Origin of the sequence: Mesorhizobium sp. M1A.F.Ca.IN.022.06.1.1, from assembly GCF_003952605.1 — a bacterium.
GTDB lineage: Bacteria > Pseudomonadota > Alphaproteobacteria > Rhizobiales > Rhizobiaceae > Mesorhizobium.
Window position 1 is genome coordinate 3,610,511 of record NZ_CP034455.1, and the last position, 14,307, is coordinate 3,624,817.

The 14,307-nt window shown below is 64.6% G+C and carries 17 protein-coding genes and 1 pseudogene; 4 read left to right on the forward strand and 14 right to left on the reverse strand.

Annotation, left to right across the window (positions count from 1 at the left end):
- Positions 1-143 precede the first annotated feature (143 nt).
- Together EJ078_RS17240 and EJ078_RS17245 are read right to left on the reverse strand one after the other, a co-directional pair.
- Positions 144-452 carry a DUF1244 domain-containing protein gene (locus EJ078_RS17240; RefSeq protein ID WP_095799795.1) on the reverse strand — a complete coding sequence of 103 codons (309 nt, stop codon included), beginning with the start codon at positions 450-452 and terminating at the stop codon, positions 144-146.
- A gap of 29 nt (positions 453-481) precedes the next feature.
- Positions 482-1,279 carry an N-formylglutamate amidohydrolase gene (locus EJ078_RS17245; protein WP_095799796.1) on the reverse strand — a complete coding sequence of 266 codons (798 nt, stop codon included), beginning with the start codon at positions 1,277-1,279 and terminating at the stop codon, positions 482-484.
- A 214-nt stretch (positions 1,280-1,493) separates the two neighbouring features.
- On the opposite strand from EJ078_RS17245, the gene EJ078_RS17250 reads away from it, so the two are divergent.
- Both EJ078_RS17250 and pyk read left to right on the forward strand, forming a co-directional pair.
- On the forward strand, positions 1,494-2,012 hold the full coding sequence (locus EJ078_RS17250; RefSeq protein WP_170950279.1) for a DUF1036 domain-containing protein: 519 nt from the start codon (positions 1,494-1,496) through the stop codon (positions 2,010-2,012).
- On the forward strand, positions 2,009-3,436 hold the full coding sequence (gene pyk, locus EJ078_RS17255) for a pyruvate kinase (protein ID WP_067319379.1): 1,428 nt from the start codon (positions 2,009-2,011) through the stop codon (positions 3,434-3,436). Before EJ078_RS17250 ends, pyk begins: the two co-directional genes overlap by 4 nt.
- A gap of 152 nt (positions 3,437-3,588) precedes the next feature.
- On the opposite strand, the gene EJ078_RS17260 is transcribed toward pyk, so the two are convergent.
- From EJ078_RS17260 to ykgO, 3 genes are all read right to left on the reverse strand, one after another.
- Positions 3,589-4,647 (reverse strand): alpha/beta hydrolase, encoded by a 1,059-nt coding sequence (locus tag EJ078_RS17260; RefSeq protein WP_127215234.1) that lies wholly within the window; start codon positions 4,645-4,647, stop codon positions 3,589-3,591.
- Positions 4,648-4,898: 251 nt separating this feature from the next.
- Positions 4,899-5,516 carry a hypothetical protein gene (locus EJ078_RS17265; RefSeq protein ID WP_127215235.1) on the reverse strand — a complete coding sequence of 206 codons (618 nt, stop codon included), beginning with the start codon at positions 5,514-5,516 and terminating at the stop codon, positions 4,899-4,901.
- Between the two features lie 111 nt (positions 5,517-5,627).
- Positions 5,628-5,753: a type B 50S ribosomal protein L36 gene (ykgO, locus tag EJ078_RS17270; protein ID WP_040974291.1), complete on the reverse strand. Its 126-nt coding sequence runs from the start codon at positions 5,751-5,753 to the stop codon at positions 5,628-5,630.
- Positions 5,754-6,087: 334 nt separating this feature from the next.
- On the opposite strand from ykgO, the gene EJ078_RS17275 reads away from it, so the two are divergent.
- Complete coding sequence (locus tag EJ078_RS17275) at positions 6,088-6,504, forward strand: lysozyme inhibitor LprI family protein (protein ID WP_127215236.1); 417 nt, start codon at positions 6,088-6,090, stop codon at positions 6,502-6,504.
- 6 nt (positions 6,505-6,510) lie between these two features.
- On the opposite strand, the gene EJ078_RS17280 is transcribed toward EJ078_RS17275, so the two are convergent.
- The 8 genes and pseudogenes from EJ078_RS17280 to EJ078_RS17315 all read right to left on the reverse strand — a co-directional run bounded on the left by EJ078_RS17280 (position 6,511) and on the right by EJ078_RS17315 (position 12,961).
- The gene (locus tag EJ078_RS17280; protein WP_127215237.1) at positions 6,511-7,587 is read right to left on the reverse strand and encodes a 5-(carboxyamino)imidazole ribonucleotide synthase; all 1,077 of its coding nucleotides are present in this window, start codon (positions 7,585-7,587) and stop codon (positions 6,511-6,513) included.
- Positions 7,584-8,081: a 5-(carboxyamino)imidazole ribonucleotide mutase gene (gene purE / locus EJ078_RS17285; RefSeq protein ID WP_067319690.1), complete on the reverse strand. Its 498-nt coding sequence runs from the start codon at positions 8,079-8,081 to the stop codon at positions 7,584-7,586. Before purE ends, EJ078_RS17280 begins: the two co-directional genes overlap by 4 nt.
- Before the next feature lie 91 nt (positions 8,082-8,172).
- Positions 8,173-9,378 carry an aminotransferase class V-fold PLP-dependent enzyme gene (locus EJ078_RS17290; RefSeq protein WP_127215238.1) on the reverse strand — a complete coding sequence of 402 codons (1,206 nt, stop codon included), beginning with the start codon at positions 9,376-9,378 and terminating at the stop codon, positions 8,173-8,175.
- Positions 9,379-9,395: 17 nt separating this feature from the next.
- Positions 9,396-9,856, reverse strand: a pseudogene (locus EJ078_RS17295) (RidA family protein).
- A 37-nt stretch (positions 9,857-9,893) separates the two neighbouring features.
- A complete protein-coding gene (locus EJ078_RS17300) occupies positions 9,894-10,688 on the reverse strand; it encodes an amino acid ABC transporter ATP-binding protein (RefSeq protein ID WP_127215239.1) in 795 nt (264 codons plus the stop codon).
- A gap of 4 nt (positions 10,689-10,692) precedes the next feature.
- Positions 10,693-11,343: an amino acid ABC transporter permease gene (locus EJ078_RS17305; RefSeq protein WP_067001941.1), complete on the reverse strand. Its 651-nt coding sequence runs from the start codon at positions 11,341-11,343 to the stop codon at positions 10,693-10,695.
- A complete protein-coding gene (locus tag EJ078_RS17310) occupies positions 11,343-12,008 on the reverse strand; it encodes an amino acid ABC transporter permease (RefSeq protein ID WP_067319366.1) in 666 nt (221 codons plus the stop codon). Before EJ078_RS17310 ends, EJ078_RS17305 begins: the two co-directional genes overlap by 1 nt.
- Before the next feature lie 122 nt (positions 12,009-12,130).
- The gene (locus EJ078_RS17315; protein WP_189413851.1) at positions 12,131-12,961 is read right to left on the reverse strand and encodes a transporter substrate-binding domain-containing protein; all 831 of its coding nucleotides are present in this window, start codon (positions 12,959-12,961) and stop codon (positions 12,131-12,133) included.
- Between the two features lie 163 nt (positions 12,962-13,124).
- Here EJ078_RS17315 and EJ078_RS17320 point away from each other — a divergent pair, with 163 nt between their 5' ends.
- On the forward strand, positions 13,125-13,925 hold the full coding sequence (locus tag EJ078_RS17320) for an IclR family transcriptional regulator (protein WP_127215241.1): 801 nt from the start codon (positions 13,125-13,127) through the stop codon (positions 13,923-13,925).
- Positions 13,926-13,949: 24 nt separating this feature from the next.
- Here the strand turns inward: EJ078_RS17320 and EJ078_RS17325 are convergent, their stop codons facing one another.
- Entirely contained in the window at positions 13,950-14,153 is a 204-nt protein-coding gene (locus EJ078_RS17325; protein ID WP_067001951.1) for a DUF465 domain-containing protein, read from the reverse strand.
- Between the last annotated feature and the right edge of the window lie 154 nt (positions 14,154-14,307).

Sequence of the window (14,307 nt, forward strand, 5' to 3'; positions counted from 1 at the left end):
GAGGCGCGGACCTGTGAGGAATGGCCCTACTTTGGAGATTTGGCCGAAACGCCTCCTTTGACATCCATGGGCGAAGCAGGAGCGAAGCGACGCGCGCAGACCTTGGGATGACAAAGCAGCAGCGGCGAGCCAAATAGGACGGTTCAATGATCCTTCGGCCGCCTGGCCTCGAACTCAGCCTTCGTGGCCTCGGAGGCTTCGGTCTGGTTGAGCGCCTGCCATTCGGCATAGGGCATGCCGTAGATGATCTCGCGCGATTCGTCCTTTGTCAGGGCAATGCCGTCAGCCTCGGCCGCCTCGCGATACCAGTTCGACAGGCAGTTGCGGCAGAAGCCGGCCAGGTTCATCAGGTCGATGTTCTGGACGTCGCCGCGTGCGCGCAGATGCTCGACCAGCCGGCGGAAGGCGGCGGCCTCGAAATCGCGTTTCCGTTCTTCGCTGAGTTCGGTCATTTCGTGGTCCCCGGCCTCTCGGCCGTTTTTTAGGCCGGCCCGGTGCGCGAGCCGAACATCTTCACCTCGTGTATATCGGCACGGCGGTCGACGGCGTCAACGATCGGAGCCAATCGCTCCGCCCATTGAACAGCGCCAGCGCGGTCGGCGATCAGGTCCTGACGGATCTCGAGCAGGGCATGGGCATAGCCGTTGACAATGGCATGGCGGAACATGGTGTCGCCGCGCAGCGCGCCGTCATAGGGCTCGTTGTCGCCGACGATCAGCGCCTTGTCTTCGGCCAGCATGTCGATCAGCGGCCGCGCAACGCGGTCGTCGCGGTCCCACAAGATGCCGACATGCCAGGGGCGGATGAAGCCTTGCATGCGAGGGGTGAAGGAATGCACCGAGAAGATGAACGGCGCTTTGCCGGAGGCCTGCGCCACCGAGGAAATCATCGCCCCGACCGCGTCGTGATAGGGGCGGTAGAAGCGGTCGAGCCGTCTCTCCCGCTCCTCGGCGGCCATGGGATAGTTTCCCGGCACGACGGTACCGTCATAGAGCTGGCGGATCAGCGTCGGGTCGTCCTCGCCCCGGTTGGGGTCGATCAGAAGGCGGGAGAAGCCGGCCAGCACGGCCGGCGCATTGAGCGCCGCCGCCAACTCGCGCGTCACCGTCTCGACGCCGATGTCATAGGCGATGTGGCGCTCGAACTCGGCAGCCGGCAGGCCGAGGCTGCCATACTCTTCCGGCAGGTCGCGACGGGCGTGATCGGCCAGAAGCACGATGCCCTTCTTGCGGTCGCCCTCGACGATGTCGAAGGGCGCGAAAGCTGTGGATCGGGTCATCGGCTGAAAACGGTCTGTTCGCTGGCGTCCGGGCGGGGTGGTATCGTCATTCCACGAAGAGGACTGAGGCGCAATGCCGTTGTTTGGCCACGGTTTCTGCAAAGAATCCCGGATGGGACGCCAAATCGTTCACCGGACCCTTCTAAATCGATTGGAATTGAATAAAACGGCGCGTTGACATGCGCCCGGAGTTTGCTGAAAAGGTGCTTCGACGATGCAGATGTGGTTCGCCAAGGGTTTTGGATTGGGTTGCGCCGGCAGGCTGCGCAAGCGCCTGAGCCTGCCGCTCCTGATCTTTGGCGCGGGCCTGTGCGCGCTCGCCGCGACCTCGCCGGCGCGCGCCGACTTCCGCGTCTGCAACGCGACGCAGAACCTGGTCGGCGTCGGCATCGGCTATCGGGCGAAGGCCGGCTGGATCACAGAGGGCTGGTGGCACATCGAGGGGTCGACCTGCAAGACGCTGATCGAGGGGCCGCTGTCATCAAGGTTTTACTATCTTTATGCAGAAGACGCCGAGCGCGGCGGGCGTTGGGACGGCCCGATCAACATGTGCGTCGCCGAAAAAGAGTTCAAGATTGCCGGCGTGAATGATTGCGTCGCCCGGGGCTTTCAGCGCGCCGGATTTCAGGAATATGACACGGGCGAGCAGGCAAGCTGGATGGTCCAGCTGACTGACGAGCCCGCAACGGGCGGCGCGCCAGCGGCCCCCGCTCCGGGAACGAACAATCAATGAGACGTAACCGCAAGGTCAAGATCCTCGCCACCATCGGTCCGGCTTCCTCCTCCGAGGAGATGCTGCGAAAGCTCTTCGAGGCAGGCGCCGACGTCTTCCGCATCAATATGAGCCATACCGACCACGAGCTGATGCGCACGCTTGTCGGCCGCATCCGGGCCGTCGAGGCGGCGGTCGGGCGGCCGATCGGCATTCTCGCCGATCTTCAGGGGCCAAAGCTCAGGGTCGGCAAGTTCGCCAATGGCAAGGAAGCACTGACCGTCGGCCAGACCTTCACGCTTGATGACAGTCCGGAACCCGGCACGTCGAAGCGCGTCTACCTGCCGCATCCGGAAATCCTGAACTCGGTCGAGGCCGGTCACCGTCTTTTGATCGATGACGGCAAGCTGGAGCTCAAGGCGGTCAAGAGCGACGGCAAGTCGATCGCCTGCACGGTGGTCGCCGGCACCGGCATCTCCGACAAGAAGGGCGTCAGCCTGCCCGACACCGATCTGCCGGTCGGCGCGCTGACCGAGAAGGACCGCGCCGATCTCGACGCGGTGCTGGCGGCAAGCGTCGACTGGGTGGCGCTGTCGTTCGTGCAGCGGCCGGAGGATCTGGCCGAAGCGCGCAAGATCGCGCGCGGCCGGGCCCTCATCATGGCCAAGATCGAAAAGCCGCAGGCGGTGGCGCGCCTGGCCGAGATCATCGAACTCTCCGACGCGCTGATGGTCGCGCGCGGCGATCTCGGCGTCGAGATGCCGCTCGAGGCCGTGCCCGGCATCCAGAAGCAGATCACGCGCGCCGCCCGCCGCGCCGGCAAGCCGGTGGTGATCGCGACCCAGATGCTGGAATCGATGATCACCGCACCCGTGCCGACCCGCGCGGAGGTCTCGGATGTGTCGATCGCCGTCTTCGAAGGCGCGGACGCGATCATGCTTTCGGCCGAATCCGCCGCCGGCGCCTACCCGGTCGAGGCGGTCGCGATGATGAACCGCATCGCCACCAAGGTCGAAGCCGACCCGACTTATGCCGGCATCATCAACGCCCAGCGCTCGGAACCGGAAGCGACCGGGGCCGACGCCATTTCGCTCGCTGCGCGCGAGATCGCGGAGACGCTGAAACTGTCGGCGATCATTTCCTACACCGCCTCTGGAACAACTGGTCTGCGCGCCGCGCGCGAACGGCCGCAAGTGCCGATCGTGGCGCTGTCGCCGATCGTCAACACGGCGCGCCGGCTCTCGCTTCTGTGGGGTACGCATTGCGTGGTCTCGGAGGACGCTATCGACCTCGACGATATGGTCGACCGCGCCTGCCGCATTGCCCTCGAGGAAGGCTTCGGCAAGCCGGGCGACCGCGTCATCATCACGGCGGGCGTGCCGCTGAGGACGCCCGGCTCGACCAACATGCTGCGCATCGCCTATGTCGGCTCAGAGACGCACTAAGCTATTGCCCGTATTCAGGTGGGACCGGCCTGTGAAGCGCGCCTCCCTGCGCTTCCGGGGCTCATGTGGTTAAGTCGCTCCGCTCCGGTTCTCGGAATCCGCTCTGCTCGGCTCGGCCTAATCTGAATCTCGACAGCCTTCCGGTCCCGAGCTTAGCCCGGCGCCAGCTCGGCGTCCGGCACCTTCAGTTCCGGGTACCTGTCAGCGCCTTGCGCGTCGCCGGCGATGCGGCTTTCCACAACGCTCGCCATCGACTGCAGGTCGACCGGCGCGCCGGCCGCCCTTTCGATGGCGCCGACGACGAGGTCCGGGGCGATCCAGTCGGGCTTGTGGCCGAGATTCGCGACCCAGACCAGCTCGGCGCCGGGAATGTCGCGTTCGAGGCCGACGGAATGGACCGTGGCATAGACCACCTTGTCGCGATCGCCGGAGATGACCAAGGTCGGCGCCTTGATCTCACGGTAGCCAGGCGAGGCAGCGCGCACATAATCGTAAAGTTGGGCCACATCGCGGGCGCTGGCGCGGAAGGCAGGCGGCCTCAGAACAAGCGGAATGGAAGCCTTGCCGATATAGCCCTTCGGCACATTGTTCGGTGAAAACACGCAGGCCGTGGCATTGCCGATCCGCAGCATGCCCGCCGCGTAAGCAATGGTCTCGGAAAACAGCCAGCCGACCACCGGAACAGCCGTCAATTTGTAATACCAGGCGGTCGCGCCGCCCGGCCACGGATGGCTCACGGGCGCCAGGAAGACGAGGCCGAGCGTCTTTTGCGGATGCTGGCGCGCGAAGGCGGTTGTGACCGCGCCGCCGAAGGAATGGCCTATGATGATCGCCCTTGCGATGCCGAGCCGATCCATCAACGCGGCGACAGTGTCGGCCTGCGCCGCCAGCGTTTCGTTGTCGCCGCGCTCCGACCAGCCGAAGCCCGGTCGGTCGAGGAACAGCAGCTCGGCGCGGCCCTCGAGCAAAGGCCTCAGCGGCAGCATCTGGTCCTTGAGATTGGCACTGGCGCCATGGATGAAGACGACAGGCGGCAGATCGGCGCCGGCGGCGGGGACGTGGACATAATGGATGCGGGCACCATCGATGTCGGCGAATGCGCCGATCGGCGGATTGCGGCGCTCGATCAGCCAGACGCCGGCGCGGGTAATGCCGGCAAGGGCGATGAGGAAGGCAACGAGGGGGAGGAGCGCGAGGCAGATGAGGTCCATGCGGAAAGTACGGGCGAGTGGATCTAATTTAGGAGCGCGATGAGTTTGGCGAGCTGGCGGCCTGCTGCCAGGCCAAATTATTGCCCGCTTCGGTGGAGTATCGCAAACGTTCGGCTTGGCCGGGCTTGTCAAGGTCGTCGTCACCTTGCGCGAAGGCTGCAGCGGAGCAGAGTTCTGCACCACCGTCGCGGCGCGGAAAAGTCACGGCATGGGTCGTTGGCTCAAGCCCGAGGATGACGAAAAGCTGCCCCTCAAATGCCCTCGCCGGCCAGGTCTTCCGACAGCGTCGAGACCTGGCCCTGGGCGCTGCGCATCATCGGATAGATGGTGAGCACCTTCTGCCAGGCTTCCAGCGCCGACTGCTTGTGGCCGGTCTCGGCCATGATCTGCGCGAGACCCGACAGCGCGCCGAAATGGCGCGGTTCGAGCCGCAGCGTGTGGTCGATGTCCGACATCGACTTTCCATAGTTCTTCATCAGGAAATGCACGGTAGCGCGGCGGTTCCAGCCTTCGGCATAATCGGGCTGCAAGGTCACCACCTGATCGAGGAAATCGAGCGCGACGTCGAATTTCTGGTCTTCCGCCGCCCTTTGCGCCCATCGCATCATCAGGTCGATCGAGGCGCTGCCGGACTGGTTCCACTCATTCCAGATGCGGCCGGCGATGCGTTCGGCGGCCTTCTCGTTGCGCTCGCGTCTGAGATCGGCAAAGAGCTGGTCGAGCCGCCCCTGCCTCGTCGAGGCGACCGGCGGCGGCGTGATGGCGGCCGGCGGCGAAGCGGCGGGCGGCGTGGCCTCATGCTGCGCCGAAGCGGGCAAGGTCGTTCCGGAAAGGACCAGGGCAGTGAAGAACGCAAAAAGAATCCGCATGTCCGGAATCTAGTCCCGGACGGCGGATCGTCAAAATGATTTTAGCGTGAGAGGGCCGGCGAACCGGCAGTCGACATCAGCGGGCGCGGCGCTTAGCGCCGCGCGCAAGTCTCAGCCCTGGCGCGCCTTGTAGCGCGGAGCGGTCTTGTTGATGATGTAGATGCGTCCCTTGCGGCGAACCAGCCGGTTGTCGCGGTGACGCGCCTTGAGCGCCTTGAGCGAATTCTTGATCTTCATGGTCTTGCCTGTTCGGTCGGGGGCCCGGTCCCGGGCCGAATTTTAAAGGCGCGCCCGAAAAAAGCGCGCCTTGAACTTGCGTGGCTCATAAACGAGGAGCCTTGCCCGTGTCAACCGCAAGCGGGCGGCTCTTATGCCGCAAATGGTGCGCTGATCAAATATTCGCCATAGGGAACGCGCGGCATTGCGCGACTCAGAGGCGGCTGGAATGTTGCGGGCCACGCCAGAGCGGGACATAGGTCCCCTCCGGTTATGTCTATTTGTTTAGCCGCATTTCTGCGACGCCAAGCGATCCTCTAGGTTGCAGATGCTCTCAGCGAAACGGAGTCTTATCATGCGCCGTCTCTTTCTGCCCGCATGCCTTGTCCTCATCGCGACGGTTCCGGCTGCATGGGCCGAGGACTGCGATCGCAGCGACGACAGCCAGTGGATGATGAATATCTGCGCCAATGCCGATTATCAGGCGGCCGATGCCAAGCTCAACGCCGCCTACAAGGATATTGTCGGCCGCAATGACGAGAAGGCCAACAAGTTGCTGCAGACCGCACAGCGCGCCTGGATCACCTTCCGCGACGCCGAATGCGCCTATTCGACCGCCGACAGCGAGGGCGGTTCCATCCACCCGATGGAGGTTTCGCAATGCCTGACGGAACTGACCACCGAGCGCACCAAGCAACTCACCTCCGGCCCCAACTGCCAGGAAGGCGATCCGAGCTGCGCCAGCCCGGACGAGGACGAAGACGTGCAGTAGCCGGCGTTAGCGCCGACGCTCAATGCGCGTGAAATGGCCCATCTTGCGGCCGGGCCGCGACTCGGCCTTGCCGTAGAGATGCAGCATCAGGCCGGGCTCGGCGAGCAGCGCCGGAACCTTCAGCATGTCATCGCCGATCAGGTTTTCCATGACACAGTCGGAATGCCGTGCAGGCGAGCCCAGCGGCAGGCCGGCGACGGCGCGGATATGCTGTTCGAACTGCGAAACGATGCAGGCGGCCTCCGTCCAGTGGCCGGAATTGTGGACACGCGGCGCGAGCTCATTGGCTAAAAGCGAACCGTCGGCGAGGACGAAGAACTCGACGCCGATGACGCCGACATAGTCGAGCGCCGCAAGGATTTTTGCTGCCGCTTGCTTCGCCGCCGATGCGGTGTCCGGTGCGATGGCGGCCGGCAATGTCGACGTTCGCAATATGCCTTCGCGATGGATATTCTCGGCCGGATCGTAGGCTGCAACCGAGCCGTCCTGCCCGCGCGCGGCAATCACCGAAATCTCGCGCTCGAAAGCGACCAGCGATTCGAGGATCAGCGGCACATTGCCCATCGCCTCGCAGGTGCCGGCAAAGCCGCCGGTCTCCATGTTGCGGAAGACGCGCTGGCCTTTGCCGTCATAGCCCATGCGGCGCGTCTTCAGCACGCCGCTGCCGCTGAATTTCTTCAGCGCGGCCGTCAGCTGCTCGTCATTGTCCACTGGGCAGAATTCGGCTGTGGGAACGCCGATGCCGTTCAGGAAGCTTTTTTCGGTCACGCGATCCTGCGCGATTTCCAGCGCGCGGGCCGGCGGACAGACGGGAACGCGCGCCGCGAGTGTCTGCGCCGCTTGAACCGGGACGTTCTCGAATTCGTAAGTGACGACAGCGCTGGCGCCGGCCAGTTCGGCAAGGGCCGCCGGATCGTCATAGGCGGCGACGATCTGACGGTTAGCGACCTGCGCCGCCGGGCTGTCGGCCTGTGGCTCCAGGACGATGGTGCGATAGCCGAGGCGGGCGGCGGCCATCGCCAGCATGCGGCCGAGCTGGCCGCCGCCGATGATGCCGATGGTCGATCCCGGGGCTAGGCTCACGGGGTATCCGCCGGCTCGGTGGCGACCTTGGCGGTCTGTGCGGTGCGCCAGGCATCGAGGCGGGCGGCGAGTTTTTCATCGCTCAGCGCCAGGACGGCCGCGGCCAGAAGGGCGGCGTTGGCGGCACCGGCCTTGCCGATCGCTAACGTGCCGACCGGAATGCCGGCCGGCATCTGCACGATGGAGAGCAGCGAATCCTGGCCGGACAACGCCTTGGATTCCACCGGCACGCCGAAGACGGGCAGCGGCGTCATCGCCGCCGTCATGCCGGGCAGGTGCGCCGCGCCGCCGGCGCCGGCGATAATCACCTTGTAGCCGGCTGCCTTGGCGCCCTTGGCGAATTCATAGAGGCGGTCCGGCGTGCGGTGTGCCGAGACGATCAGTTTTTTGTGCGGGATGCCCAGCGCATCCAGCGTTTCCGCCGCCTGGCGCATCGTCGCCCAGTCGGACTGGCTGCCCATGATGATGGCGACTTCGGCACGCTGATCGGTCAAGGTTTTCGCTCCCGGCGGCAAAGGCGCGCCTTAGCGGAATTCGCCGGCAGCCGCAAGGATTGTCGCGGCTGTGGGCCGACGGTGGGGAGGTCTAGTCCGGCCAGCGCAGCGCCCCGGATGAATCCTTGCGCGCCGCTTTCATCGCATCCGCGGGACGCTCCTTCGCGGTCAGCACGGCGCGCAGCCGCTCGGCGACGATCTCGGCCTCGCCGGGATGCAGGTTGCACGGGTCGAGGAAGAAGTGTCCGCGCTCGACCTCATGGTTGCGCACGATGACGGGCGGTGAGCCGGCGGCCAAAGCCGAGGTTAGGCCCGCGGCGGTGAAGCGGCTCTCCGGACGGACGAAGACCTGCAGGCGGTCGAGCGGGTTGGCGGTTGGGTCGGGCACGATCTCAGCGCCAATGCCCGGAATGCCTTGCAGCGCATCCTTCCACAGATCGAGCGCCGCCTCTTCGCGCCGGCGGATGCCGGCATGGTCGCGCTTTTCCCAGGCGTCGAGCGCCGCCATGGTGCCGGCGATGCTTTCCTTGCCGACCTTCATGGCCCGGGCGACGCCGCGATTCTGCAGATAGGCGGCGCGCACCAGATCCTTGCGGCCGGTGACGATGCCGCTGGTCGGGCCACTCAGGAATTTGTGGCCGCTGTAGACGACGATGTCGGCGCCTTGCGCGAGAAATGTCCGCAGATCGTATTCCGAAGCGGCATCGACGATCACCGGCACATTCTTGGCGTGGCAGATCTCGCAGAACTCCTCCAGCGAAAGCATGCCGTACTGCACCGTGTGGTGGGCGACGACGTAAAGCGCGGCCGCCGTGCGCTCGTTGATCGCCTCGCGCACGTGGTAATCCTGCGTGACGCTGACGGTGCCCGCCGGAATGACCTTGGCGCCGGCCACGCGGATCGACTGATCGATCGGCGCGCCGTAATTGACGATATGGCCGAGCTGGATGACGACCTCCGATTTTAGCCCTTCGGTGTCGTCGGGCAGCCGTTCGATGGCCAGCAGGTTGGTGCCGGTCATCGCGCCGGCGATCGCCATGGTGATGCCTGAGACGCAGCAGGCGGTGATGAAGCCGGCCTCGCCGCCGGTGAGACGGGCGACGACTGCGCTCGCGGCGCGCTGCAAATCGTCCATCTCCACCCATTGCGAGGCGATCTCGGCCATGGCGCTGATCGCTTCCGGGACGATGATGGAAGCGCCGAGTGTCGTCATCGTGCCCGAGACGTTGATGATCGGACGCAGTCCCAGCCGCTCGCGGATCGTGGTGTTGGAGCCGGTCTCGGAATAGGTTTTCATGGCAGCAGATCCCAGTGTCAGGCGGCGATCTCGACGACCGCTTCGATTTCGACGGTGATGTTTCCAGGCAGCGAGCCGACGCCGATCGCCGAACGCGCGTGGCCGCCGATCTTGTCAAAGACATCGGCGAAGAGATCGGAGCAGCCGTTGACCACCTTCGGGTGATCGCTGAAGGTCGGCGTCGCATTGACGAAGCCGAGCAGCTTGACGACGCGCACGATGCGCCCGAGGTCGCCCGCCGCCGCGTGCATGACGGCAAGCAGGTTGAGGCCGGTGAGCCGGGCATGCTCATAGGCCTGTTCGACGGTGACGTCCTCGCCGACCTTGCCGGTGCAAAGCGTGCCATCGGCGCGCAGCGGCCCTGGCCCGAGAGGAAGATCAGCCGGCCGCTCTCGGCATGAGTGACGAAGTTGGCGATGGGCGTTGGCGGCTCGGGCAGCGTCAGGCCGAGTTCGGCGAGCCGGGTGTAAGGCGTCATGGAAGAATGCTCCTTGGATGGCATTTGCCATCCGATGTCAGAATTGCGAGGCGCGGAAGCGCGCCAAAAAAGTCCGCAGGCGCTCGTTCGTGGTCTCCGCGGCAAGCACCTCCTTCGGCGGCCCGACGGCACTGACGCCGCCGTCGGCCATGAAGACGATGCGGGTTGAGGCGTCGCGGGCGAAAGCCATCTCATGCGTCACCATCACCATGGTCATGCCGTCCTCGGCGAGGCTTTTCACCACGGCCAGAACCTCGCCGACGAGTTCCGGATCGAGGGCCGAGGTGATCTCGTCGAGCAGCAGGATCTTCGGCTCCATGGCGACGGCGCGGGCGATGCCGACACGCTGCTGCTGGCCGCCGGAAAGCTCGGCGGGCAGGCTGTCGGCCTTGTGGGCGAGACCGACACGACCCAACCAGTGCTCGGCGATCGAGCGCGCCTCGGCGCTGCTCTTGCCGCGTACCTTGGTGAGGCCGAGCATGATGTTGCCGGCCGCCGTCAGATGCGGGAACAGGTTGAAGCCCTGGAACACCATGCCGGTCTCGGCGCGCATGGCGGCCAAGTCGCGCTCGCTGCGGCGCTGGCGCGCGCCGCCGTCGCGAAAACCGACCTCCTTGCCGTCGATGCGGATCGAGCCGCTGTCGTAGCTTTCGAGGAAGTTGACGCAGCGCAGCAGCGTGGTCTTGCCGCTGCCGGACGGTCCGATGATGGCGACCACCTCGCCCTTCGCTACCTTGAGGCTGACCGAGCGCAGTACCTCGACCGAGCCAAAGGATTTCGAGACCTCGGCGATATCGAGAAGCGCAGGGCTGTTATCGGAAGTGGTGGCCATCGTGCTATTCCCGGATGAAGGCAAAGCGCTGCTCCAGCCGTCGGCTGGCAAGCGAAAGCGCGTAGTTGACGCCGAAATAGAGAAGGGCGCCGAGGATATAGAGCGGCATCGCCTCATAGGTGCGGCCAATGACCTGGTTGATGGCCTGCATCAGATCGGTGATGCCGAGCAGCGAGACCAGCGCGCTGCCCTTGACCGCGTCGGTGACGCCGTTGATCCAAGGCGGCAGGAAGCGGCGGAAGGCCTGCGGGAAAATCACGTAGGTAAGGCGCTGGCGAAAGGTCAGGCCAATCGCCATCGCCGCTTCCGACTGGCCTTTCGGGATCGAGGCGACGGCACCGCGCAGATATTCGACGACCTGCGCGGTCTTGAACAAGGTCAACGCCAGCACCGCCGCCCAGAAGGACTGGAGATGCACGCCGACGGCCGGCAGGCCGTAATAGACGAAGAAGATCAGCACCAGGATCGGGATGCCGCGGACGGTGTCGCTGAAGATCCGCACCGCCCAGCGTAAGGGTGCGGGCCCGTAGACGAGGCCAACGCCGAGGACAACGCCGGCGATCAGCGACAGCACCACGACGAGCAGCGATACCCAAAGCGTCAGCGCGAAGCCTTCGGCGAGGAACGGCAGGGCGTAAGCGATCTGGCCAAGCATCAGCGCGCCGTCCTATACCAGCGCTCGACCAGCCGGAGCGCGAAGAGCAGGGCGTAACCCGTCACCAGATACATCGCCGTCACCACCAGATAGACCTCGACGATGCGGAAGGTGTTGAAGTTGATCCACTGCGCGCCGTAGGTCAGTTCGGGCACGGAGATGACGGAAGCGACAGACGTGTCCTTGAACAGCGAGATGAACGTGTTCGAAAGCGCCGGCAGGGTGATGCGCATCATCGTCGGCAGCCGCACATGGACAAGCCGCTGCCATGGCGTAAGGCCGATTGCCTTGCCGGCATCGATCTGGCCGCGCGGCACGGCTTCGAGGCCGGATCGGAACACTTCGACGAGATAGGCGCCGCTGTATACGGCAAGCGTGGCGACGAAGGACGTCTGCGCGCTGTAGGCCAGGTCGATGACGGTCGGCAGACCGTAGAACACCAGATAGACCAGCAGGATCAGCGGCACGTTGCGGATGAATTCGACGTAAGAGGCGATAATGCCGCGCACGACACGCCCGGCCGAGACATACCAGACGGCCAGTACCAGTCCGATGACAATGCCGATGGCGATCGAGATCACGGCAAGCTCGAGGCTGAGCAGCAGTCCGCCCCAGAGCTTGTCGAAATGGCGCCAGATCAGGTTGAAATTGAGCGTATAGCCCATGCGTCCGTCTCAATGGCCTGTTGTGACGATGAAGAATTCGTCACTGCAGGAGCCCGTGTCGAGGAGAACAGGCGGAAGGGCGCTTGTTGCCTCCCTCCGCCGGCTAAAGTCAGAAGGCTTCGTCAGATGACCGGGAAGCCCGGGTGGCGCGGCGGCGGCTCCTGGCCGAAATATTCCTTGAAGGCAGCGTCGTAGAGCGCCGTCTCGTGGCCGAACATGGCGATGGTGAAGGTCTGGTTGACGTAGGTCAGCCAGTCGAGGTCGCCCTGCCTGATGGCCGCGCCGTAAAGCATCGAATACCAGCTCTTGCCGGCGTCGAAGTATTTGTCCGGGTTGCGCGAGGCGAGCCAGCGCACGGTGGAGAGGTCGACCGCGGCGGCGTCGACACGCTTGGATTCCAGCGCCTGCAGCACGTTGGCCTGGGTGTCGATCTGCATGACCTGCGCCTGGGGCAGGGCAAAGTGCACCGAGTTTTCGGCATCGACATTCTGCAGGATCGAGATGCGCGTGGCGGAGCCGTTCGCCAGCAGCTTGTCGAAAGTCTTGTTCTCGGACCCCGGCAGCGTCAGCAGCGCGACGCCTTCGACATAGTAGGGGCGCGAGAAGTGGATCAGCTGCGAGCGCTGCCCCGTCATGGTCATGAACTGGATGGTGATATCGACCTTATTGGTGGTCACGTTCGGAATGCGCTGCGCCGGATCCTGCATGACGAATTCGACCTTGGTAGGGTCATCGAAAAGGCCCTTGGCGAGGATGCGCCCCATGGTGATGTCCATGCCGACCAGCTCGCCGGCATCGTTCTCGAAATGCCACGGCGCGTTGGTGCTGCCGGTGCCGACGATCAGCTTGCCACGATCGAGCGCGGTCCGCAGTACGCTGTCGGACGCGGCTTGCGCGGCGGCCTTCTCGGCGCTGACCGCGGTGAGCGCGCCGGCGGTGGCAAGTCCGGCCATTCCCAATTTTAGAAAATCACGTCTTCCGGATGTGTCGTTCACGGCGACCTCCTTTGGTGGTGTGTTCCCCATGAATACACGCGTCAGCAATCGATATACGATTGTCTCTTACAAGAGACGTATGTATCCTGTACAAGACAGATACTAACACCGGGAATCGACAATGCAAGATGGCGAAACACTGACCGAGTGGCAGGCCGGAAGTTCGGACGAAGAGAGGCCCGCGAACTCTCGCGAAAAGGGTCTCAACCGCGCGCTGCACATTCTGGAGTTCCTGCATGCCACGCAGCGCGCGATCGGCATCGGCGAACTGGCCAAGGGGCTCAACGCCCCCCGCTCGACGACCTACACGCTGGTTCGCGAGTTGGTCGGCGCCGGTCTGCTGGAGATGGCCGGCGACGGCAACCGCGTCTATTTCGGCAAGAAGCTTTACCTCTACGGAATGGCCTATATGCGTGGCAACGACCTGCTCAGACGCGGGCGGCAGGAGGTCGACACGCTGTCGCGCGAGACGGGCGAGACCTCGGAGCTGTGCATGCTGCAGAGCGGCCGCTACACGATCGTCCATTCGAGCCCGGGCACCAGGCCGTTCCGCATCAGCTCGGCGACCGGTCTGCAGATCCCGCTGCCTTGGACCGCGTCGGGCCGGCTGCTGCTCGCCGGCCTGGAACGCAGCCGGATCGAGGCGATGATCTCGCGGGACGACCTCGTGCTGCCGGATGGCCGCAAGATCGAGCTCGACGACTTCATCGACGACATCGCAAAAGCCCGCGTCACCGGCTACTGCGTGACGTCGGGCCTTGTCGACGCCTATACCAAATGCTTGGCGGCGCCGGTCTTTTCAGCGCCCGGGAAGATCGAGGCGACGATGTGCCTGGTGGTTCCGATCGACACGTCGGAAGATCGGACAGGCGAGCTGGTCGCGCTGCTGCGTGACCGCGCCGCGCGGCTTTCGATCTCTTAGCCGTCGAGCGTAAGAAGCTGCCGGTCAGGCGATGATGTCGGGGATGATGCGGTCTTCCAGCGCCATCAGCCGGTCCTTCAGCATCAGCTTCTTCTTCTTCATGCGCTGGATCTGCAGCGGGTCGCAACCCATGGCGATCATCGCATTGATGGCGGCGTCGAAATCGGCGTGTTCCTGTTTGAGCCGGGAATATTCGAGGCGTATCTCAGCCTGTTCCTGTTCGGACATTATCTACCGTCTGCGTATGCGTCGCCCAGGGATGGGCCTTTGGGCGGGGCCGGTGGGTTTGTGACCGGCGCGCCGCTGATATCACATTTCACATTGTCGTGGAATGCTACCACGCGGCATTCGACATCGAGATTGGTTGGTGGCAAACTGTCAT

What these genes read in the sequence shown, in the direction of transcription:
- EJ078_RS17240 (WP_095799795.1), bottom strand. Translation starts at nt 452, where the DNA reads ATGACCGAACTCAGCGAAGAACGGAAACGCGATTTCGAGGCCGCCGCC.
- EJ078_RS17245 (WP_095799796.1), bottom strand. Translation starts at nt 1,279, where the DNA reads ATGACCCGATCCACAGCTTTCGCGCCCTTCGACATCGTCGAGGGCGAC.
- EJ078_RS17250 (WP_170950279.1), top strand. Translation starts at nt 1,494, where the DNA reads ATGCAGATGTGGTTCGCCAAGGGTTTTGGATTGGGTTGCGCCGGCAGG.
- pyk (WP_067319379.1), top strand. Translation starts at nt 2,009, where the DNA reads ATGAGACGTAACCGCAAGGTCAAGATCCTCGCCACCATCGGTCCGGCT.
- EJ078_RS17260 (WP_127215234.1), bottom strand. Translation starts at nt 4,647, where the DNA reads ATGGACCTCATCTGCCTCGCGCTCCTCCCCCTCGTTGCCTTCCTCATC.
- EJ078_RS17265 (WP_127215235.1), bottom strand. Translation starts at nt 5,516, where the DNA reads ATGCGGATTCTTTTTGCGTTCTTCACTGCCCTGGTCCTTTCCGGAACG.
- ykgO (WP_040974291.1), bottom strand. Translation starts at nt 5,753, where the DNA reads ATGAAGATCAAGAATTCGCTCAAGGCGCTCAAGGCGCGTCACCGCGAC.
- EJ078_RS17275 (WP_127215236.1), top strand. Translation starts at nt 6,088, where the DNA reads ATGCGCCGTCTCTTTCTGCCCGCATGCCTTGTCCTCATCGCGACGGTT.
- EJ078_RS17290 (WP_127215238.1), bottom strand. Translation starts at nt 9,378, where the DNA reads ATGAAAACCTATTCCGAGACCGGCTCCAACACCACGATCCGCGAGCGG.
- EJ078_RS17300 (WP_127215239.1), bottom strand. Translation starts at nt 10,688, where the DNA reads ATGGCCACCACTTCCGATAACAGCCCTGCGCTTCTCGATATCGCCGAG.
- EJ078_RS17305 (WP_067001941.1), bottom strand. Translation starts at nt 11,343, where the DNA reads ATGCTTGGCCAGATCGCTTACGCCCTGCCGTTCCTCGCCGAAGGCTTC.
- EJ078_RS17310 (WP_067319366.1), bottom strand. Translation starts at nt 12,008, where the DNA reads ATGGGCTATACGCTCAATTTCAACCTGATCTGGCGCCATTTCGACAAG.
- EJ078_RS17315 (WP_189413851.1), bottom strand. Translation starts at nt 12,961, where the DNA reads ATGGCCGGACTTGCCACCGCCGGCGCGCTCACCGCGGTCAGCGCCGAG.
- EJ078_RS17320 (WP_127215241.1), top strand. Translation starts at nt 13,125, where the DNA reads ATGCAAGATGGCGAAACACTGACCGAGTGGCAGGCCGGAAGTTCGGAC.
- EJ078_RS17325 (WP_067001951.1), bottom strand. Translation starts at nt 14,153, where the DNA reads ATGTCCGAACAGGAACAGGCTGAGATACGCCTCGAATATTCCCGGCTC.